Origin of the sequence: Thioclava sp. GXIMD4216, assembly GCF_037949285.1 — a bacterium.
Lineage (GTDB): Bacteria > Pseudomonadota > Alphaproteobacteria > Rhodobacterales > Rhodobacteraceae > Thioclava > Thioclava litoralis.
In genome coordinates this window covers 1,544,779-1,565,864 of sequence record NZ_CP149926.1, presented here as the reverse complement: position 1 = coordinate 1,565,864, position 21,086 = coordinate 1,544,779, and the positions used below count along the sequence as shown (strand labels likewise).

At 59.1% G+C, this 21,086-nt stretch carries 15 protein-coding genes; 3 read left to right on the top strand and 12 right to left on the bottom strand.

Translation table 11 applies throughout. From position 1 onward, the window contains the following. Positions 1 to 26: 26 nt before the first annotated feature. Entirely contained in the window at positions 27 to 1,433 is a 1,407-nt protein-coding gene (locus WDB88_RS07765) for an MFS transporter (protein ID WP_339107104.1), read from the top strand. A gap of 17 nt (positions 1,434 to 1,450) precedes the next feature. On the opposite strand, the gene WDB88_RS07760 is transcribed toward WDB88_RS07765, so the two are convergent. From WDB88_RS07760 to cysS, 7 genes are all read right to left on the bottom strand, one after another. Further along, on the bottom strand, positions 1,451 to 2,800 hold the full coding sequence (locus tag WDB88_RS07760) for an ATP-binding protein (protein WP_339107103.1): 1,350 nt from the start codon (positions 2,798 to 2,800) through the stop codon (positions 1,451 to 1,453). Between the two features lie 16 nt (positions 2,801 to 2,816). Continuing rightward, positions 2,817 to 3,329, bottom strand: a complete 513-nt coding sequence (locus WDB88_RS07755; RefSeq protein ID WP_339107102.1) for a chemotaxis protein CheD — start codon at positions 3,327 to 3,329, stop codon at positions 2,817 to 2,819. Beyond that, complete coding sequence (locus WDB88_RS07750) at positions 3,326 to 4,372, bottom strand: chemotaxis response regulator protein-glutamate methylesterase (protein WP_339107101.1); 1,047 nt, start codon at positions 4,370 to 4,372, stop codon at positions 3,326 to 3,328. The genes WDB88_RS07755 and WDB88_RS07750 overlap by 4 nt, the downstream gene beginning before the upstream one ends. A gap of 76 nt (positions 4,373 to 4,448) precedes the next feature. Next, complete coding sequence (locus WDB88_RS07745) at positions 4,449 to 7,586, bottom strand: methyl-accepting chemotaxis protein (RefSeq protein ID WP_339107100.1); 3,138 nt, start codon at positions 7,584 to 7,586, stop codon at positions 4,449 to 4,451. A gap of 116 nt (positions 7,587 to 7,702) precedes the next feature. Continuing rightward, a complete protein-coding gene (locus WDB88_RS07740) occupies positions 7,703 to 8,461 on the bottom strand; it encodes a squalene/phytoene synthase family protein (RefSeq protein WP_339107099.1) in 759 nt (252 codons plus the stop codon). Next, on the bottom strand, positions 8,458 to 10,074 hold the full coding sequence (gene cimA / locus WDB88_RS07735; protein WP_339107098.1) for a citramalate synthase: 1,617 nt from the start codon (positions 10,072 to 10,074) through the stop codon (positions 8,458 to 8,460). The genes WDB88_RS07740 and cimA overlap by 4 nt, the downstream gene beginning before the upstream one ends. A 27-nt stretch (positions 10,075 to 10,101) precedes the next feature. Beyond that, positions 10,102 to 11,487 (bottom strand): cysteine--tRNA ligase, encoded by a 1,386-nt coding sequence (cysS, locus tag WDB88_RS07730; protein ID WP_339107097.1) that lies wholly within the window; start codon positions 11,485 to 11,487, stop codon positions 10,102 to 10,104. 288 nt (positions 11,488 to 11,775) lie between these two features. Here cysS and WDB88_RS07725 point away from each other — a divergent pair, with 288 nt between their 5' ends. Continuing rightward, positions 11,776 to 12,708, top strand: coding sequence for a hypothetical protein (locus WDB88_RS07725; protein WP_339107096.1), 933 nt, complete (start codon positions 11,776 to 11,778; stop codon positions 12,706 to 12,708). Between the two features lie 41 nt (positions 12,709 to 12,749). Here WDB88_RS07725 and WDB88_RS07720 read toward each other — a convergent pair whose 3' ends face one another. The 4 genes from WDB88_RS07720 to recA form a co-directional block, all read right to left on the bottom strand. Beyond that, the gene (locus WDB88_RS07720; protein WP_339107095.1) at positions 12,750 to 13,040 is read right to left on the bottom strand and encodes a DUF1330 domain-containing protein; all 291 of its coding nucleotides are present in this window, start codon (positions 13,038 to 13,040) and stop codon (positions 12,750 to 12,752) included. 51 nt (positions 13,041 to 13,091) lie between these two features. Further along, complete coding sequence (gene alaS, locus WDB88_RS07715; RefSeq protein WP_339107094.1) at positions 13,092 to 15,746, bottom strand: alanine--tRNA ligase; 2,655 nt, start codon at positions 15,744 to 15,746, stop codon at positions 13,092 to 13,094. Between the two features lie 89 nt (positions 15,747 to 15,835). After that, on the bottom strand, positions 15,836 to 16,717 hold the full coding sequence (locus WDB88_RS07710; RefSeq protein WP_339107093.1) for a bifunctional helix-turn-helix transcriptional regulator/GNAT family N-acetyltransferase: 882 nt from the start codon (positions 16,715 to 16,717) through the stop codon (positions 15,836 to 15,838). Positions 16,718 to 16,851: 134 nt separating this feature from the next. After that, the gene (gene recA, locus WDB88_RS07705; RefSeq protein ID WP_339109499.1) at positions 16,852 to 17,919 is read right to left on the bottom strand and encodes a recombinase RecA; all 1,068 of its coding nucleotides are present in this window, start codon (positions 17,917 to 17,919) and stop codon (positions 16,852 to 16,854) included. A 216-nt stretch (positions 17,920 to 18,135) separates the two neighbouring features. Between recA and WDB88_RS07700 the strand changes: the two genes are divergently transcribed. Then, entirely contained in the window at positions 18,136 to 18,744 is a 609-nt protein-coding gene (locus tag WDB88_RS07700) for a hypothetical protein (RefSeq protein ID WP_339107092.1), read from the top strand. Here WDB88_RS07700 and WDB88_RS07695 read toward each other — a convergent pair. Then, positions 18,732 to 21,077: an ATP-binding protein gene (locus WDB88_RS07695; protein ID WP_339107091.1), complete on the bottom strand. Its 2,346-nt coding sequence runs from the start codon at positions 21,075 to 21,077 to the stop codon at positions 18,732 to 18,734. The two genes, WDB88_RS07700 and WDB88_RS07695, sit on opposite strands and share 13 nt — an antisense overlap. Between the last annotated feature and the right edge of the window lie 9 nt (positions 21,078 to 21,086).

The following is a 21,086-nucleotide window of genomic DNA, read 5'->3' as shown; positions in this document are numbered from 1 at the left end:
ATCGCGATGTTGACGAAAGCCCGATCATGCAAAAACTCCGCGAAAACATTCTCCCCCTGACCATTGCCTTCGCTCTTCTAATGGAGCTGATCGACGCGACAGTGCTCTCGACCGCCCTTCCGGTGATGGCGCGGGACCTCGATGTTGCGGTGCTATCGCTGAAAATGGCGATGACCACCTATCTCATTGCCTTTGCAGCATTGGTGCCGATTTCGGGCTGGATCGCCGATAAGTTCGGAGCGCGCCGCACCTTCATCCTTGCCATGCTTCTGTTCATCGGCGCCTCCGCACTCTGCGCAGATCAATCCACCTTACTTGGCCTGGTTCTGGCGCGCGCCTTGCAGGGCGCAGGGGCCGCGATGATGACCCCTGTCGGTCGCCTGATCGTACTGCGCAATACCGACAGGCAGGAACTGGTCAAAGCGATGGTCTATCTGACCGTCCCCGCGCTGATCGGTCCAGCCCTCGGACCGCTGGTTGGCGCGGTAGTAACCCAAACACTTGGCTGGCGCTGGATTTTCCTGATCAACATCCCGCTCGGGTCTTTCGCGCTGGCTCTGGCATTCCGCCACCTGCCGCATGACACCCCCGCCCCCCCGAAGCGGTTCGACATACTGGGTTTTTTCATCTCGGCCATCGGCTTGGGCTCCCTTATGGCAGGGCTAAGCGCCTTGGGCGAGCATATCATGCCCCTGCCCGTCGCCCTTGGGTTGAGCCTGACCGGTTTGAGTTTAATGGTGGCCTATGCCCTGCGCGCCCGTCACCGCAACGACGCTCTTCTCGACCCGAACCTCTTCCGGCACCGGACGTTCAGCATTGGCATCTGGGGCGGCACGGCCTTCCGCCTGAGCAACGGCGCCATTGCGCTTTTGCTGCCTCTGCTATTCCAGCTTGGCCTAGGAATGTCCATTCTCGCCTCGGGAGCGCTTGCCGGTTTGACCGCCGTCGGCGCACTCTCCATCAGGGGATTTTCCGGCAAGGTTGTCGACCGGTTCGGATTTCGCAGCATGCTGATCCTTGGCACCTGCGTCCGTGCCGCGAGCCTGTTGGGGTTTGGAACCGTCACCAGCCCCTATGACTGGTATCTTGTGCCATTGCTTTTAATCGGAGGCGTCGCGCAAGCACTGACCTTCACCGCGATCAATGCCATTACTTTTGCCGATCTGGATCCGCAAGAAATGAGCCGCGGCTCCTCGCTTGCAGCGGTCGCCCAACAGGTCTCGCTGACTTTGGGGATCGCGCTGGCCGGTGGTGCTTTGGAACTTTCTGCCTTCGCAACCGGTGCCGAAATTAGCAATAGTGCCATACCATTGCACGCCTTTACTCTAGGCTTCGCGATTGTGGCCACCACCGGGCCTTTGGCCATCCTGATTTTCAGCCGATTGAAAACAACCGACGGAGCATCTTTACGTCACCTCAAACGCACTGCATGATCATACGGGCATCGCGCCTATGCGGCCCGATTGGCAACCAGATTAAGCGGCGCTTCCACTTCTTTCAGATAGACCGAGACATGGGTCCCGGCGGCAGAGCTGCGCAAACTCAACCCCCCGCCAGATTGACGCGCGAATCCCAACACCATCGGCAAGCCAAGCCCTGAACCTTTGCCCACGGGCTTTGTCGTGAAAAACGGCTCCAGCACATGATCTAGCACGGTTTCAGGAATGCCGGTCCCGGTGTCGGCAACGGTTAGCTCCACATAATTTCCCGCAGGCAGAACATAGCCGTCTGCCATCAATTCGGGGCTCTCGAAACATCTATGATCGGCAGATATCCGGATCCGACCACCTTTCGGCATAGCATCGCGGGCATTCACGATCAGGTTGATCAATGCCGTCATCAATAGGGTCTCATCGACCTTTACCCAGTTACGCCGAGGAGAATTGATCACCTCCAACGAGATGGACGCCGGTATAAGCCGCGCGCCCAGAACCCGCACACGCTCCAGCATGACTTCGATATCGCGCGGCTCCGATTGCAGGTTGGACTTGCGCGAATAGGCCAGCAGTTGCTGCACCAAGGTTGCAGCGCGTTGTGCCGCTTCTCGCGCATTGTGCACCATATCATCCCGCTCGGGGCGATCTTCGGTCAGCTCGTACAGATCGAGGTTCCCGATGATCGCAGTGAGGATATTGTTAAAATCATGTGCGACCCCCCCAGCCAACTGGCCGACAGCTTCCATCTTCTGAGCCTGTAAAGTCCGCTCGGATGCTCGCTCTGCGTCAAGGCGCATTTTCCGGCCTTCCAACAAAGCATTCGCAAAATAGACAATCAACGCAGCACAACAGACCAGCATGGCCGATTTGGCACTCAGCGACGGAACCTGCGGCAACACCAGAAACGCAACAGCCCCAAGAATCAGGGTGATCATAACGATTTCGCCATAGATCATCAGTTTCAGACGGTCGCTCCGCCGGATAAGAAACACCATCAGGCATCCCAGCCCTGCCGCCGCACTGATCCGCAAGGCCGTATCCTGCTCAAGCAGCATCAGCGCAGGAAGCCAGCTGAACCAGCCGAGCAAGACCAGAAACAAGATAGAAGCAATCGTCGTGTCTCTGGCCGTGCATACCGGCGCACGACTACGCAAGAAAACGTAATAAAGCGCCTGCAATGCGAAATAGACCGGCATCCATAGTAGGGCAGAGGTCCACTGCAAATAGAAGTGCAGTGTCAAACCACCATTAAACACAGCAAGATATCGCAAAACGAGTTCACTGCGCGAGCCGAACTCCAAACGCATCAGACGATCAATTTCACGCCTGTAATCTATGGAATGTCCGGCTTCACGTGAACTCATAATGGGGCCATTTCGCTCAGAACAGTTCGACATCATTGCTCGGCGGCGGCGGCGGCGGCGTTTCGATCACCTGCGCCTCGCCCAGAAGGCGCTGGCGCGCGCGCCCACCATTCGGCCAGAATTCGACCCGGCGAGCCTGCGTGCCACCAAGACTTTGCCCAAGGCATTGAATCCCTTCCCGCCGCAGGAAGTCCAAAACGAAGCTACCATTTTTCGCGCCAACATCAGAAAGCCCTGCGATCATCCGCGCACCGCCAAAAACCTTCGCTTTCAAGGTGGTCCGTTGTCCGCCGTTCTTGATGATCTCGTTGATCAGCAATTCCATCGCATTCACGCCGAAACTGGCGGTAGAGCCAGTCCCTTCCGGCAAAAGAAAATGGTTCATGCCTCCAACACCGCTATGTTCATCATAGAGGCAGGTCGCAACGCAGGAGCCGAGAATTGTCGTGATAGACATGCCCTCGACCCGCCCAACAGCGAACTCGCCCTGAGAGATGTGCTTCGGGCGACCGATTCCCATCATCGTCATGCGAAACGCCCCCCTCTTTCGACGGCGGCCGTTTGTCGCCCGCATTGTGCTAGAACTGTCGACGCAATCCGTCCCAAGGGAACAGCCTTTTCTGCCGCACCATTTTCAACCGCAGCGCGCGGCATGCCATAGACCACGCTCGTTGCGGAGTCCTGCGCAAAGCACCGTGCACCAGCCTGCCGCAGGCGCAGCATCGCGTCCGCACCATCGCGCCCCATGCCGGTCAGCATGACAGAAACGACCTTTGAGGCCATAGGCACAGCTGAATCGAACAGAACCTCGACCGAAGGACGATGACCATTCCGTTTCTCGCTTGCCTCAAGCCGGCAACGGGCCGGTTCACCGGGTTTTACCGCAAGATGATACTCCCCTCCTGGCGCAAGATAGACATTGCCCTGTGTCAAAGGCAGGCCATCTCGGGCCAAGCCCATATTCGGCGCGATACATCCCTGCAGACGACGGGCAAAACTTGCCAGAAAACTTTCCGGCATATGCTGCGTAATCAGGGTCGGTGGACAATTCGCAGGGAAACCCGACAGAACCGTTTCCAAAGCATCGACGCCGCCCGTCGACGAACCGATCAAGATGACCTTACCGTTCCAAGTAAATCCACTTGCAGGTTCGACTTTTTTGCGCGGGCCAGAACGCAGGCGCGCGTCTGCGGCCGCGACCAGCAGGTCCGGCAGGATGCCGAAAGCCTCGATAGGGTTGCCGTATTTCGGCTTGCCGATGCAATCGACAGCGCCCAAGGACAGAGCCTCCATCGCCTTTGTCGATCCACGTTGCGTCAGCGTTGATACCATAATGACAGGCATCGGACGCAGACGCATGATCTTCTCAAGAAACTCCAAACCGTTCATACGGGGCATTTCGACATCCAGTGTCAGCACGTCAGGCGCTAGAGCTTTGATCTTTTCTCTAGCATCATAGGGATCAGAGGCCTCACCCACCACCACCAGACGTGAATCTCCCTGCAGCTGAGCTCGAATCAGCTGTCGAATTGTGGGAGAATCATCGACAATCAAAACACGTTTGGCACTCATTTCTTGCCTTTCTTGCCGTCAAAAAGTGACGTTCTAAGTCTTTTTGAATAGGGTTTGAGCGATCCCCAAACCTGTTTTAAAAGTCTTCCCAATCATCGCTGCTCGGTGCCGGCGGCACCTGACGGGCGAGATTTCCTTCAACCACTGGCACCGAAGCTTTAGGCATAGCGGGCTTAGACGCTGGCTTAGCAGCCGTCCCAGGCGCTCCTGTCGCTTTGGACGCGACAGCCTTGGGTGCAGGCTTGGCTGAAGCCGCCGCCGGTTTTGCGTGATTGTCGATGGAAAAGCGTCGCGTTGTCTCGTTGAGAGCATTCGCACTTTGACTCAGGGATTGGCTTGCCGCCGTCGTTTCCTCAAACATTGCTGCGTTATGTTGAGTCACCTGATCGAGCTGGTTGACCGAAGTATTGATCTCGGACAAGCCGGAGGCCTGCTCTTTTGCCGATGTCGCGATACGTCCCACCCGCTCGGCGATATCCGTTACGGAATGAAGGATCGTCTCCAAAGCATTTCCGGCCTGCCCGACCAGCCCGACGCCGCGGCTGACCTGATCGGAAGATGCCGTGATCAGACCGTCGATCTCGCGCGCCGCTTCCGAAGATCGTTGCGCAAGCGCCCGCACTTCCGATGCCACCACAGCAAAACCGCGCCCCGCTTCTCCTGCCCGTGCCGCTTCGACACCCGCATTCAAGGCAAGGAGGTTGGTCTGGAAGGCGATATCGTCGATCACACTGATAATCTTGGAAATCTTTTGCGAGCTTTCCGAGATTTCACCCATTGCTTCAACAGCTTGCTGCACAACTTGGCCGGAGCTTTCCGCATCTTTGCGAGCCTGCATAACGATGCGATCGGCTTCATTGATCCCGTCGGACGCGCTGGCCACAGAAGAAGTCAACTCATCAAGCGCTGCTGCGGTCTCTTCAAGCGTAGCCGCCTGCTGCTCGGTGCGACGGCTCAGATCTTCTGCCGCATTCGAGATTTCGCGCGCTTCGTTATCAATGGCAACCGCATTGTCGATCACGACCCGCATTGCCTCTGCCAGACGGTCGACAGCTGTGTTGAAATCCGCCCGAAGCTCCTCGTATTCATCGCCCAGATGCTCCGCAATCTTGGCCGTGAGATTACCATCGGAGAGCGCACTTAGCCCCACGCGCAAGGTCTCGACAACCTTGGCCTGCCGGCGGGATGTCTCTTGCGTTTGTTCTGCTGCACGCGCGATTTCCTTACGGGACGTCGTTACGTCGCTGCCGATAAAGACAACCTTGACCACATCCCCGATCTCGTCGTGAACCGGTGCGATAATCCCCTCCGAGATCGCGTCGCGCCCGTCGCCCGCAGAAATTTTCCACGTACCGGTCACGGACACACCTTCGCTCATCACCCGTTGCGCAACATCCTCAATCGTGAATTCGCTGTCCACGGTGCTGGTTACATCCGCAACGGGACGACCGATAAACTCTTCGGCGGAGATGCCGACAGCCTTACAATAGTTCTCGTTCACGCTGCTGATACGACCGTTCAGATCGGCCTCGCCCAGCATCTGTGCGGAATCAAGCGCTTTCAGCATGGCACGCGACATACCGATTTCCGTAATATCGCGCCATTCCACCACATAACCGATGCGCCCCTCGCCCGGCATGACAACCTCGGAGATGCCAAGCGCAAATTGGGCCTGACCGATTTTGAGATTGGCCGAGTAAGGCAGGTTAGCGCTATCGGAAAGGAAATCACGGATACGCTGCGGATTTTTGTGGAACGTATCGATCGAGCGGCCAACCATGGTATCTGCTTCGATGGTCTGATCGAGCACCTGGAAATCTTCCAGACGATTTTCGATCAGATGCGTCATCGCGGGATTGACATAGCTGATATTGAAATTCGTATCAGCCATCATCATCGAGGACGATCCGGCATTGAAGGCCGCCCCTTTCAGCGCCACATCCTTCGACGCCGCCTCTGCCGTCGCCAGCGCAATCTGGAAGTCTTCGAGTGCCACAGCCATCCGCCCGACCTCGTCCTTGCGGCGGGTAAAGGGCACGACAAGATCGTAATCCTTAGCCGCCAGCCGATCCATCGTGTCTTTCAGCCGTACCAGCGGCTTAGAAATACTGCGCGCCATAAGGGTGGCCAGCAGGACCAAAGCGACCAGAACGATTGCTCCATGCAGGCTCATCGATTTCGCTAGCGCAATAATCGGCGAGAACAGTTCCTTGTCGGATTGTTCGACGATCAGCGCCGCCGGATGGTTCATGAAACTGATCGGCAGGAACGCAGCAGTCGCATCACTGCCATCCAGTACACCAGCAGCATCCACCGTGCCACTTTCTCCCGCCAAAGCACGCGTGATCGCCGGATTTTCGGGCGCAGCCTGCATGACCGTCGGCACTTGCGACAGGCGTAGATTATTCTGATATTTCATATTCTGGTCAACAAGATAGCTTTGACCGGTCTCCTGCAATCCGCGCCCGTCCGCCAGAATGGCATTCAAGCCCGAAAGCGGAATTTCAAATGCAAGCGCACCTTTGGGGTTGCCGGCATGATCCAGGATCGGAGCGGCCATAAAATAGGACAGAACACCCGCATGATCCGTTTCATGGATCGTCGCTTCGGAGATCTGCGGATTTTCGGTGCTGGCCTTCAGCGCCTTTTGCACCAGTTGACCGAGTTTGCTATCGGCAAAGGGGCCCGTCACGAAATTCGTGCCGAAGTCATCCGCCTTCTCGATTGAATACAGGACATCCCCCTCCGCACTAATCAGATAGATGTCGGAAAAGCCCGCACGCTTCGCCTGCTGCAAAATCATCGGATGGTATTTTTCATGGCGCTTCGAATACAAGGACCCGTCCGCCGCCGCAGTCAGCTTCCAGCGATCCTCCGCCCGATAGGCATTGCCCTCGACGTAGGCGCTCCGCACCTGATCTGCGGCGCCCTCCCCAAGACGCGTCCACGAATTCTGGAAATCCCGCAGCGTATCGCGCATGAAATCGGATGCGATGCTGTCTTTTACCTCGGTCCGGAAATCGGCTTCCCATTCATTCACACGGTCAGCCTGCACCTGTGCAACATGCATAAGACGTTCCGTCGCGGCCTGTTCCAGCAAATGCCGGGAATCCCGATAGGCGGTCAGAGCCATGACGGAAAGTGCAACCAAAGCAATCGTAAAAAGAATCAGGGGCAACTTCACCCCGATCTTCACATTATCCAGAACTCTCATACAGCAGCCTCCACTCGGACACGACGCGGTGTCCCAACCCAAAGCGGGATTCTGCCCCCGCGTTAGGTCATAAACATGCTGTGAAGTGCTGAAGATTCATTTAAGCCAAAAGCAGCTTACGCCGCGAGCGCATGCCTCAGGAAAGAAAATTGGCGTTTGAGGCCGTTTTTCCTAGGAATATCTTGGCTAACACAAGCAGGATTGCGCGATATTTCTGTCAAAATCGCACGACTTTCCCATCCCGGAAGTAACGCCCGCCGCGCCTGCCGCGACAGATTTCCATGCGCAAGCCGCGCCAGACCGGCCTGCGCCAGACCGGCGATAGCGGCGCTGCGGCCATCTGGCAAAGGGTGACGTCCGCGCCGCTCGATCTCGGGAACCGCACAAAGATAGGCCGCCAGACCGACCCCTTGTGCCTGCCCACGCAGCACGGACCATTCGCGCGCATCAACCCCCAGAAGCTGCGCCGCCGCCAGATAGAGCGCCCCGGCGGTGCCATCCAGATACCGCCAGACCGCCTCGTGATCCTCGAAGCCATCGGGCCAGCAATCCTGTCGCCGTGTTTCGGCCAGTTCCAGCAAAAGCCCCGCCACAGGCCGCAGCCCCGCCAATGCCGGACCGATCTCGGATGGTGGCGCCGTGCCCTCTGCCCGCAAGGCCTCCAGCGCATCGACCCACCATTGCACGCGCATCTCGGCGATCATCGGCTCTTTCGAGGCCCAAGGCGCCCGCGCCAGTTCTAGGTTCACCGCATAAAGCGGCCAGAGTTTGCGGCGATCCGCCTCGGGTGTCGCCATCAAGGCACGGAACCGCTCGGGGTCGCTCTGCTCGACCATCTGCGCACAATGGGCCTCGGCCTCGGTCAGGGCACTCATAGCGGGCGCACCCCGTCACGCAGGAACTTCCACTGGATCGCCTCAAGCAGCGCCTCGAAAGAGGCATCGACAAGGTTGGCATTCACCCCGACCGTCGACCAGCGGTTGCCATTGCCATCCTCGGAATCAATGACCACCCGCGTCACCGCTGCCGTGCCGCCGCCGGTAATCCGCACGCGGAAATCGACCAGCTTCATATCCTCGATATGGCATTGATACGGCCCCAGATCCTTCGCCAGAGCCTGCCACAAAGCGTTCACCGGCCCCTGATCATAACCTTCGCTATCCCAGCTTTCCGACACCGACAGCATCCGCTCGCCGCCCACATCCAGAACCACGACCGCCTCGGAGGAATTGGCCATCTCGCGCCCGTTATGGCGACGCTCAATCACCACGCGATAGCGTTCTACCTTGAAATACCGCGGCAACTCGCCCAGCACCCGCCGCGCGACCAGCTCGAAACTCGCCTGCGCCCCGTCATAGGCATAGCCGTGATCCTCGCGGCGCTTGATCTCGTCAAGGATCCCGGACAGCCGCTCGTCGCCCTTGGCGATCTCGAGCCCCATATCCGCCAGACGCGCACGCAGGTTCGACTGCCCCGCCTGATTGGACATCGGGATCTGGCGCGTATTGCCCACCGTCTCGGGCGGGATATGTTCATAGGTCGCAGGGTCCTTCAGGATCGCGCTGGCATGCAGCCCCGCCTTATGGGTAAAGGCCGAGGCGCCGACATAGGGCGCGCTGCGCAAGGGCACGCGGTTCAGAATATCGTCCAGCTTGCGCGACAGCCGCGTGATGCCTGCAAGCGCGCTCTCCGGCACGCCAGTGTCATAGTGGCTGCGATAGGGCTCTTTCAGCAAAAGCGTCGGGATCAGAGCCGTCAGATTGGCATTGCCACAGCGCTCGCCCAGCCCGTTCAGAGTGCCCTGAATCTGGCGCACCCCCGCATCCACCGCCGCCAGCGAACAGGCCACAGCCATGCCGGTATCATCATGGCAATGGATGCCCAGATGATCCCCCGGAATGCCCGCCGCAATCACATCGGCCACAATGGCGGAAATCTCGGCAGGCAGGGTGCCGCCATTGGTGTCACATAGCACCACCCAACGCGCCCCCGCCTCATAGGCCGCCCGCGCACAAGACAGCGCATAATCGGGATTGGCCTTATAGCCGTCAAAGAAATGCTCGGCGTCAAACAAAGCCTCGCGCCCCTCGGAGACCATATGCGCGACACTCGCCCCGATATTCTCGAGGTTCTCCTCAAGCGAGATCCCCAGCGCCGCCGTCACATGGTAATCATGCGTCTTGCCCACCAGACAAACGGCAGGCGTTGCGGCATTCATCACCCCCGCCAGAACCTCGTCATTGGCCGCCGACCGCCCTGCCCGTTTGGTCATACCAAAGGCGGTGAATGTCGCGCGCGTCTGGGGCCGAGCCTCAAAGAAATCGCTATCGGTCGGATTGGCCCCCGGCCAGCCGCCCTCGATATAATCCACCCCGATCCGGTCCAAAGCCTGCGCAATCTGCACCTTCTCGGAGACAGAAAACTGCACCCCCTGCGTCTGCTGGCCATCCCGCAACGTCGTGTCGTATAGATAAAGACGTTCTTTCATCGCTTGCTCTCCCTCCTGCGCTGCGCCTTACAGCGCAGGCAGCTTCTCCGGTGCGAAACCCGCCGCAGGCAATAGCTCCACCCCCGCCTTCGACATCCGCACCTCAACACCCGCCGCCACCAGCGCCTGCTTCATCGCATCCACAGGGGCGAAATCCTTGGTCTCCATCGCCGTAGCACGCAGGGCGGCGAGATGATCGGCATAGGCCGAAAGATCCGCCACCGGCGCCTCGGCCCACTCGCCCATGCCCTCCAGCAACAGCCCCAGCATCTGCGCCGAAGCCTTCAACTCCGCCGGATCGCTCAACGCATGCAATGCCGCAATAGCGCCCGCCGTGTTCAAGTCATCCGCCAGCGCAGCGATCACCGAGGGCGCTGCGGCCGGCGCGGGTTCGATGCCCGCGACGGCCGCCCGCCACTTGCGCAAGGTGGCCTCCGCCTGGCGCGCCTTCTCGGCAGTCCAATCCATCGGCTTCGAATAATGCGTCTGCAAAAACACAAAGCGGATCACCTCGCCCGGAATGCCCTCGTCCAGCAAATCCCGCACGGTGAAAAAATTGCCCAAGGATTTGGACATCTTCTTCCCCTCGACCTGCAGCATCTCGTTATGCAGCCAGAAGCGGGCAAACTCGCCATGCGGATGGGCGCAGCAGCTTTGCGCCACCTCATTCTCGTGATGGGGGAATTGCAGGTCGATGCCGCCGCCATGAATATCGAAGCTATCCCCGAACAGCTCATAGCTCATGGCCGAACATTCGATATGCCAACCCGGACGTCCGCGGCCCCAAGGGCTGTCCCAACCGGGCAAACCGTCATCCGAGGGCTTCCACAGCACGAAATCCATCGGGTCTTCCTTATAGGGCGCCACCTCGACCCGCGCGCCCGCGATCATATCATCAACCGAACGCCCAGAAAGGCGGCCATAGTCCTTATACGACCGCACCCGAAACAGCGCGTGCCCTTCGGCGGCATAGGCATGCCCGCCCTCGATCAGCCGCTCGATCATCGCGATCATCGCATTGATGTAATCGGTCGCGCGCGGCTCGTGGTCGGGGCGCGCCGCTCCCAGAGCATCCATATCCGCATGATACCACGCGATGGTTTCCTCGGTACGGGCGCGGATCAGATCCTCAAGCGTCCCTTCCGCTCCCTCTTCACGGCGCTTCACGGCGGTGGCGTTGATCTTGTCATCCACATCCGTGAAGTTGCGGACATAGGTCACATGGCTCTCGCCATAGACATGGCGCAGCAGCCGTTGCAGCACATCAAACACCACCACAGGGCGGGCATTGCCCAGATGCGCACGGTCATAAACCGTCGGCCCACAGAGATAGATCCGCACATTCTTCGGATCAATCGGCGCGAAATCCTGCACCTGACGGGACATCGTGTTGCGCAAGCGAATCTGGGTCATCTGAAGTCTCTCCCCCACGGCATGGAACGGCCACCGCTCGGGCGGGTTCGGGATTTCAGCTTTGGGAAAGCAAGACCGGACCGCCCGACGAATGTCAGCCGATAATGCAGCAGATCGTGATGGTTGCGGTCTGGGTCATGGAGGTTCTCATATCCTGTCCGACAGAGCTTGTGAAGCACAAACTGCCCGCCGCACGAGACCGCCCGCCCCCATATCGCAGGGCGAAAAAACATGCCTTACCTTCCCGCTGTCTTGCGTTATCCTGAGGCCAACAGACAGGACCTGCCTATGAACGACGTCACACCCATCCATCGCTCTTTCACCGATATCACCGCCGAAGCGGAACAGCAGGGCGGGTTCTGCCATGAGCTGGCCCATCACGCGCTGGCCTATCTGCCGCAATCAGGCGTCGAAGGTCAGCATCTGGTGGTCAGTTTCGGCAATCTCTCGACCAACCGGATTGAAGGCGAGCAGCACCCCTGGGGCCATCACCTGCTGCGCAAACAGGGATGGTCGATCCTTGGCCTGATCAACAAACGCAACGACTGGTATCGCGATCCCGACCTGATCGCCGCGCTGGAAACGCTGCGCGCCGAGGGGCTTTTCCGCCGCTTCGAGCGCGTCACATTCTACGGGGCGTCGATGGGGGGCTTCGGGGCGTTTACCTTTTCGCGGCTCTCGCCCGGCGCGCATGTGGTGGCCTTTGCGCCGCAATCGACATTGGACACAAGCATTGCCCCTTTCGAGACCCGCTACCGTTACGCGCGCAAGATCACCGACTGGACCCTGCCCTATGGCGATGCGGCAGAAGCGGTCGGAGACCTGGCCTCCGCGCATCTTTTCTTCGATCCGTTCGAGCCGCAGGACAAAGCCCATGCCGCGCGCCTGTCCGGCCCCACTGTCCAGCTGCACCGCCTGCGCCATTTCGGCCATAAGGTGCCGCCGGTCCTGCTGAAATTGCGGCTTTTGACCGAGGTCTCCCTGCGCGCGCTGCGTGGCGATATCAGCGACCAATGGCTGGCACAGGCGCTACGGGTACGCCATAAATCCGTACTCTATAACGAGTTGATGCTGAAAAATGCGAAGGAGCGCGGACACTACCAGATGGGGTTATGGGCCGCCGATCTGGCCTTGCAGCACGAACAGCATTGGAAGCTGAAGCAGATGCGCAAAGCCCTGCGCATCGGGCGGCGTGACGCAAGACAGGCCACGCTCCCATAAAAAGCGCCCCTTGGGGCGCTTTGCGATGCAAAGGCGGGGTCTTACTCCATCGCCTCGACGACCAGCAACTCGCGCTCTGCAGCCCCTTTGGCATGCGCAAGCGCCGCCTGATAGGCAGGCCCGTTATAGCACGCGACGGCGGCCTCCAGACTCGGGAACCACGCCAGAACATTGCGCGGGCGTTCCCTGCCCTCAAGCTGCACGAACCGCGCCCCACGGGCCAGAAACTTGCCGCCCGCTGCGGCGATGGCAGGGCCTGCCAACTCGGCATATTTGCCATAGGCCTCGGCATCCGTCACCGTCACATGGGCAATCCAATACGCACCCGGCATCCGCTCTCTCCTGTTGAAAGGGGCCGCATTTTGACTGCGGCCCCGTTTTGCTTATTTGCTTTCGATCAATGCCTTGACGGCGGCAATCGCCTCATCCGATTTCGACGGATCGGCCCCACCGGCCTGCGCCATATCCGGACGGCCACCGCCGCCCTTGCCCCCCAGCGCGCCAGCAGCCGCGCGGACCATATCCACCGCCGACAGACGCGCGGTCAGGTCTTCGGTGACGCCAGCGGCCACAGCGGCCTTACCACCGGCATCGGCCACCAGAAGCACGGCCCCCGAGCCAAGCTTGGCCTTATACTCATCGACAAGCGGCGGCAGATCCTTGCCGGTGACGCCGGTCAGGAACTGGGCCACAACCTTGATCCCGTTGATCTCTTCGGCTTCATTGCCGCCGGTCGCACCGCCCGACATCGCCAATTCGCGGCGCAGCTGCGCCACCTCATTGGCCAATGCCTTACGCTCGTCCGACAACGCCTTCACGCGATCTGCCAGATCGGCAGGCGCCGCCTTGAGAACATGAGCGGCCTCGACCAGATGCGCCTCCTGCGCCTTGAGGTAATCGATCGCGGCCTGACCGGTCAGCGCCTCGAAGCGGCGCACACCTGCCGAGGACGCGCTATCGCCCAAAGCCACAAAAGCGCCGATATCGCCGGTGCGGGTCACATGGGTGCCGCCGCAAAGTTCCAGCGAATAGACATCGCCCGCCGTGCCTTTGCCCGAGCCAGCCAGCTTGCCCATCGACACAACGCGCACCTCATCGCCGTATTTCTCGCCAAACAGCGCCTGAGCGCCAAGCGCGCGGGCATCATCGGGGGTCATGATACGGGTATCAACGGCGGTGTTCTGACGGATGAACTCATTCACCTCGGCCTCTACTTGGCGCATTTCCTCAGGCGAAAGCGCCTTGGCATGGCTGAAGTCAAACCGCAGGCGGTCCTCGGCATTCAGCGAGCCCTTCTGCGCCACATGATCGCCAAGTGCACGACGCAGCGCCTCATGCAGCAGGTGCGTGGCCGAGTGGTTGGCACGAATCGCCGAACGGCGGGCATGATCCACCACCAGACGAGCGCCCTGCCCACGGGCAATCTTGCCCTCGGTTACCTCAGCCATGTGGATGAAGACGCCCGCAACCTTTTTGGTGTCGGTGATGCGCGCCTTACCCGTTTCGGTCTCGATCACGCCGGTATCGCCAACCTGACCACCGGATTCACCGTAGAACGGCGTCTGGTTGACCACGATCATGCAGGTCGCATCGCTTTCGGCCACTTCCGCACCATCAGACACCAGCGCGGTGATCTGGCCTTCCGCCACTTCGGAGTCGTAGCCAAGGAATTCAGTCACGCCCAGCTTGTCGGCCAGTTCGAACCAGATCTTGCTGTCAGCCTTTTCGCCAGAACCTGCCCAAGAACCGCCCGCCGCCGTTTTTTGCGCAGCCATCGCGGCATCAAAGCCGTTCACGTCCACGGTCATGTTTCTTTCACGCAGCGCATCCTGCGTCAGATCCAGCGGAAAACCATAGGTATCATACAGCCTGAACGCCGCCTCGCCGGGCAGAACAGCGCCCGCACTCAGATCAGCAATCTCGTTATCAAGCAGCTTCAAACCGCGATCCAAGGTAATCTTGAAACGCGTTTCTTCCATCTTCAGCGTCTCTTCGATCAGCGCCTGCGCATGACCAAGCTCGGGGTAAGCCGCGCCCATCTCGCGCACCAGCGCCGGCACCAGCTTGAACATCACCGGATCCTTGGCACCCAGCATATGCGCATGGCGGGCGGCACGACGCAGGATACGGCGCAGCACATAGCCGCGACCGTCATTCGAGGGCATCACCCCATCGGCAATCAGGAAGGAGGTCGAGCGCAGGTGGTCGGCAATCACGCGGTGATGCACATTGCCCGCCCCATCGGGGTCGGTCGAGGTGGCATGGGCCGAGGCCTCGATCAGATGGCGCATCAGATCGGTGTCGTAATTGTCGTGCTTGCCCTGCAGGAGCGCGCCGATCCGTTCCAGCCCCATGCCGGTGTCGATCGACTGCATGTCGAGTTCGCGCATCGAGCCGTCCTCGAACTGCTCGTTCTGCATGAAGACGTTGTTCCAGATCTCGATGAAACGGTCGCCATCCTCATCGGGGCTGCCCGGAGGGCCACCGGCAATATGTTCGCCATGGTCAAAGAAGATCTCGGTGCAGGGACCACAGGGGCCGGTCGGGCCCATCTGCCAGAAGTTATCTTTCGTGGGGATGCGGATGATGCGGTCATCGGTAAAGCCCGTGACCTTTTTCCAGATATCGGCCGCCTCGTCATCGGTGTGATAGACGGTGACCAAGAGCTTGTCCTTCGGGATATCGAAATCCTTGGTCAGCAGCTCCCATGCGAAATTGATCGCGCCTTCCTTGAAGTAATCGCCGAAGGAGAAATTCCCCATCATTTCAAAGAAGGTATGGTGGCGCGCGGTATAGCCCACATTGTCGAGGTCATTATGCTTGCCGCCTGCGCGCACACATTTCTGCGCGGTGGTCGCGCGGGTGTAATCACGCTTCTCGACACCGGTGAAGCAGTTCTTGAACTGCACCATGCCGGAGTTCGTGAACATCAGCGTGGGGTCGTTGCGCGGCACCAGCGGCGAGCTGGGCACGATCCGGTGCCCGTTCCGCTCGAAGAAGTTGAGGTAGGTGGACCGGATTTCGTTCAGAGAGACCATATCTTGCGCCCTTCTTGGGGATTTGCTTCCGTTTAGCGCCGTGCGGGCTGGCTGTCCAGCAAAGCACGGGTGTTGTAACCAATCGAGGCTTATAATTCCTTGCCAAAGAAATGATCGGCATAGGGATTGTCGTTATACCGCGCGATTTCGCCCCAGCCCGTCTTGAGGTAAAAAGCCCGCGCCTCGGGCAATCTGGCCGAGGTATCCAGCACCAGCTCGCGGTGCCCCAGATCATAGGCGCGGGTTTCGGCCTCGCGCATCAGACGATGGGCCAGGCGCATGCCGCGCGCCGAAGGATCGACCCAAAGGCGTTTTATTTCAGCACGTTCCCCCATGTCTTTCACCGCGACACAGCCCATCGCCAGCCCTTCCGACAGCGCCAGAAGGAAGGTGCCGCGCGGCGGACGCATCGCATCGGCCTCGGGCTCCCCCGAGCGCGCGCGGTCGAAATCCTCACCGAAACGGCGAGAGAGTTCGGCCACATAGGCATTCACGCAGGCAATCGCGCGCGCGTCATCAGGATCAACCTCGACAATCTCGATCCGCTCGCGCCCGATGACAGAGGCCACAAGATCCACGGCTTTGAGAAATTCCTCTTTGTCCTTCACGCGGTTTAACACGGTTTGGGCGGCCTGATCGGACAGCGCCTCATAGGCGTCAAATTCTCTCTCGCCCTTGCGGGTCCGCAGAATGCGCTTACGACGGCCATCCTTCGGATCGGGCGAGAGAACGATGAGTTCTTCGGCCTCAAGCTTGCGCAACAGGCGGCTCATCAGCCCGGAATCGAGGTTCAGCCGCTCACGCAGATCCCCCACATCCGAAACACCGGACCCGACCGCATGCAGCACGCGCGCCTCAAGCAGAGGACGCCCGCGCCCCAGAAAACTCAGATCAAGCGCTCCCAATTCGAGCGTCACAACCCGATTGAACCGCCTCAAACGCTTGACCGCCGGCTCTGCCTCACGTGCCATATACTGACTCCGATCCGATGTTTTAACTGACTTTAGTCAGACAAAAGCCCCAAGACAAGAAAAACCGGGCCACAACGGGCCCGGCCAGATTTCAGTGCATTCTGCACCTTATTGGCGCGTTCTGCGCCGCGCGCTTACTCGTCTTCGGTCAGCGCGTTATCCTCATCGTTCGAATCAAGGTTCAACCCATGACTCGACCGGATCTTCTCTTCGATCGCATTCGCGATATCGGGATGGTCACGCATGAATTGCTTCGCGTTTTCACGCCCTTGGCCAATGCGTTCATCACCGTAGGAATACCAAGCCCCCGATTTCTCGACGACACCCGCCTTGACACCAAGATCGATCAATTCACCGACCTTCGAGATGCCCTCGCCATACATGATGTCAAACTCGACCTGTTTGAAGGGCGGAGCCACCTTGTTTTTGACGACCTTCACACGGGTCGCGTTGCCCACCACCTCATCACGATCCTTGACCGCACCGGTGCGGCGGATATCCAGACGGACAGAGGCGTAGAATTTCAGCGCGTTGCCGCCCGACGTGGTTTCCGGATTGCCGAACATCACGCCGATTTTCATGCGGATCTGGTTAATGAAGATCACCATGCAATTCGACCGCCCGATTGACGCGGTCAGCTTGCGCATCGCCTGAGACATAAGCCGCGCCTGCGCCCCCACTGTCGCATCGCCCATATCGCCTTCGATCTCGGCCTTAGGGGTCAACGCAGCCACGGAGTCGACCACGACAAGGCTAACCGCCCCCGAACGCACCAGCGTATCGACAATCTCCAGAGCCTGCTCGCCCGTGTCGGGTTGGGAAATCAGCAGTTCATCAAGATTAACGCCCAGCTTGCGTGCATAGGCCGGATCAAGGGCGTGCTCTGCATCGACAAAGGCACAGACGCCACCCTTTTTCTGCTCTTCAGCAACCGTATGCAGCGTCAGCGTGGTCTTCCCGGAGCTTTCCGGACCATAGATCTCGACAATCCGCCCCTTCGGCAGCCCACCGATACCCAAGGCAATATCAAGCCCCAAGGAACCGGTTGAGGTTGCTTCGATATCAATCTTGGCCCCTTCGCCAAGCTTCATGATCGAGCCTTTGCCAAATTGCCGCTCAATTTGCGAAAGCGCCGATTCCAACGCCTTCTGCTTATCTGCTTTCATCTTGTCCGCCATATCGAAAAGGCCCGCCGTTACCATTAGGATCATCTCCTTATTTCACAGTGCACGCCGGATCACAATTACCCGGACATGGTGAATGTTCTAGTAATGTTCGTTAAGCCGAAATTGAGACCAAAACAAGAACAATTCAACATATCGGCCTAACAAAGCTTGCGCCCGTATAGTTAATCAATAGTTTACAACAAAACCGGGCTCTGCGGCCTGACACCAAAATAATAGAATTCTGGGCGAATTATGCTGATTTTCTGGGATCAAAAACTGGTCTTTCTTGCAACACCGAAGGCGGGTTCGACCGCGATCGAAACGGCCCTCGAACCACTGGCCTCGGTCTCGATGCAACGGCCGGATGTGCTCAAGCACATGACTGCAATGGATTTTCAGAAACACCTGAAGCCCTATCTTTGCGCCAATTCATCAAGCCCCTTCACCACGGTCGCTCTTATCCGGCATCCGGTAGAATGGCTGCGCTCGTGGTACCGATTCTTGTTGCGGGATGGGTTTGATCTGCCCGACCATCCGCTCCACAATCGCAGTTTCGAGGAATTTGCTTTGGACTATATGCAGGCGCCCTGTCCCCCGCATGCGAAGTTGCAGAAACAATCGGACTTCCTGACAGATACAGCCGGAAATCTACTGGTGGATCGACTGTACCGTTACGAGGATATCGGAAATTTTCTACAATTTCTGGAAGACCGGTTAAGATTCGAAATCTCTCTACCGCGCATAAATGTTCCCCCAACCGTGGACACAAAATTAAGCGCGCCCGTCGAGGCGCGCTTGGTCGCCTTTATGAAAGACGATTTCCGGCTTTATGATCAGGCTCTCTCTTCTCAGCCCAACTGATTTTGCACCGTAGCGGTCAGTTCGCTTAACGAGAAGGGTTTCGGCAAGAAAGCCGACCCTTTGATCGGCGGCTTGCCGTCAAGGAAGACATCTTCGGCATAGCCCGACATGAAGACCACCGCCGTCCCCGGTCGTTTCTTCAACGCTTCGACAACCCATGTCGGTCCATCCATGCCGGGCATGATCACATCTGTCACGAAAATATCGACAGCAAGCCCTTCATCTTCCAGTATTTCAAGGGCTTCCTCGGCATTCTCCGCCTCGAAAACAGTATAGCCACGCAGTTTCAACGCGCGGGAGGCAAAGGCACGCACCGGTGCCTCATCCTCGACCAGCAACACGGTTGCGGTCCGCTCGCTCTGGGCCAGTTCCTGAGTGACAATGGGCTTGGCCACCTCGTCGTCATCGCCCTGCGCCTTATCATGAGCCGGAAGGTAAATAGTGAAACAGGTGCCCGACCCCAAAACGGAATCACAGAAAATATAGCCGCCCGTCTGCTTGATGATCCCATAGGCCGTCGACAACCCCAGACCGGTGCCTTCCCCAGTGCGTTTGGTGGTGTAGAAAGGCTCGAAAATCTTCGTCAATTTGTCCGGCGCGATCCCTGTCCCCTCGTCAATCACCTTGACCGAGACATAATCGCCCTTCGGAACGGACACCCGATCACGCTTGAAGTCCTCTTTGAGATACAGATTTTCCGTCTCGATCCGGATCTCGCCCCCCTCCGGCATCGCATCGCGGGAATTCACGACCAGATTCATCAAGACCTGTTCAAGCTGGCGTTTGTCAGCACGGATCTGGCGCAGATCAAGCGGATGCTGGAGTGTCAGTAGGACCTTCTCACCGACCAGACGATTGAGCAGATGTGTCAGATCAGACAGCGTATCGCGCAGATCCAGCACCTGCGGCTTGAGCGTTTGCTTGCGCGAAAAGGCCAGAAGCTGACCCACCAGCGAAGCGGCGCGATTGGCGTTTTGTGAGATCTGGTCAAGATCGGCAAAGTCGGGATCCCCCTTGTCGTGGCGCAGCATCAACAAATCGCAATGCCCCGAGATAGCCGTCAACAAGTTATTGAAATCATGCGCAACGCCGCCCGCCAACTGACCGATTGCCTGCATCTTCTGGCTTTGCACGAATTGCGCCTCAAGCGTTTTGAGTTGCGTGGCATCGGACAGCACCGCCACCAGTCCGGGGCGCCCTTCCTCGACCACACGGCTCAGCGTGATTTGCAGATAGGTTTCCTTTTCGCCATGCCGTGTACGCAAAACCTCGGGACGATGCTCCGCACGCCCGGCCAATGCATCCACGACCCAGTCATTGACCGGACGTCCCAGACCTTCGAACATATCGACCATAGTGGGATGGGGCGGCAGCATGCCCAGCAAGGCACGGCTGGCGCGGTTGGACGCAATGATGCGCCCATGACCGTCAACCCGCAGCAAAGCCACAGGCAGCGCCTCGAACGAGGCCGGATCATGCTGCAGCGGACGCGTCTCGGCCACCGGCAACAGATAGATCTCCCGGCGACCGGCACGCGCCTCGATTTCGGACACCAGACAGCGGATCGGCCCGTTGGGCGTGCCGATCTCGTGTTCTTCGCCCGAACGCAGCGGCAGGTCATTGAAGATACGATCCAACGTGCGATAGCGCTCGCCGGTCAGGCGGCGCAATGCCTCGTTCATAAACAGGATCGTGCCGTTTTTCGACGCCGTCAGCATGGGCAGGCTGATCGTTTCGGCCCCACGACCGCCAGACGGGCGTTCGGCCATATCTTCGAGACGCCAGAGAAAATCGCCATCCCCGATCTGATGGACCGATAGGCGCACATGCCCGCGCCGCGTCACAAGATCCTCGCGCGCGGCCCCCAGAGCGGTTGCTTTGGCTTGCAGACGGTTCAGGACCGACCCGGGATTGGCAAAAAGCTCCCCGAGGGCGTGGGTCAAGCTTTGCTGGCCCCGCGCCCCGAACCGTTCCAGCGCCGCACGGTTCTGGTAGCCGATCTCACCCTCGGCATCCGTCGTAAAGGAGGGAGACGCATCCTGTGCAACGAAATTGGCAATCTGCAGATGCATCTGGCGCCGCTGGTGACGCGCCCAAAGCTGCGACAGTTTCATCCCTGCGGAGATCGCCACAAATGTCGCCGCCACGGCAAAGAGCACGATCATCATAAGCCGGTCCTGCACCACCAGCCCCGCGACAATCGCGCCAAGAGCCGCAAGCAGCAGATACATCGCGCCAGGGGTCATCACACCAACATTGCGGCCGATGCTGTGCACGGGCTGATCGGGATGGACCACCTTCTGGACCTCATTCTTGTCTTCGTTCTCAGGCATGAAGCATCA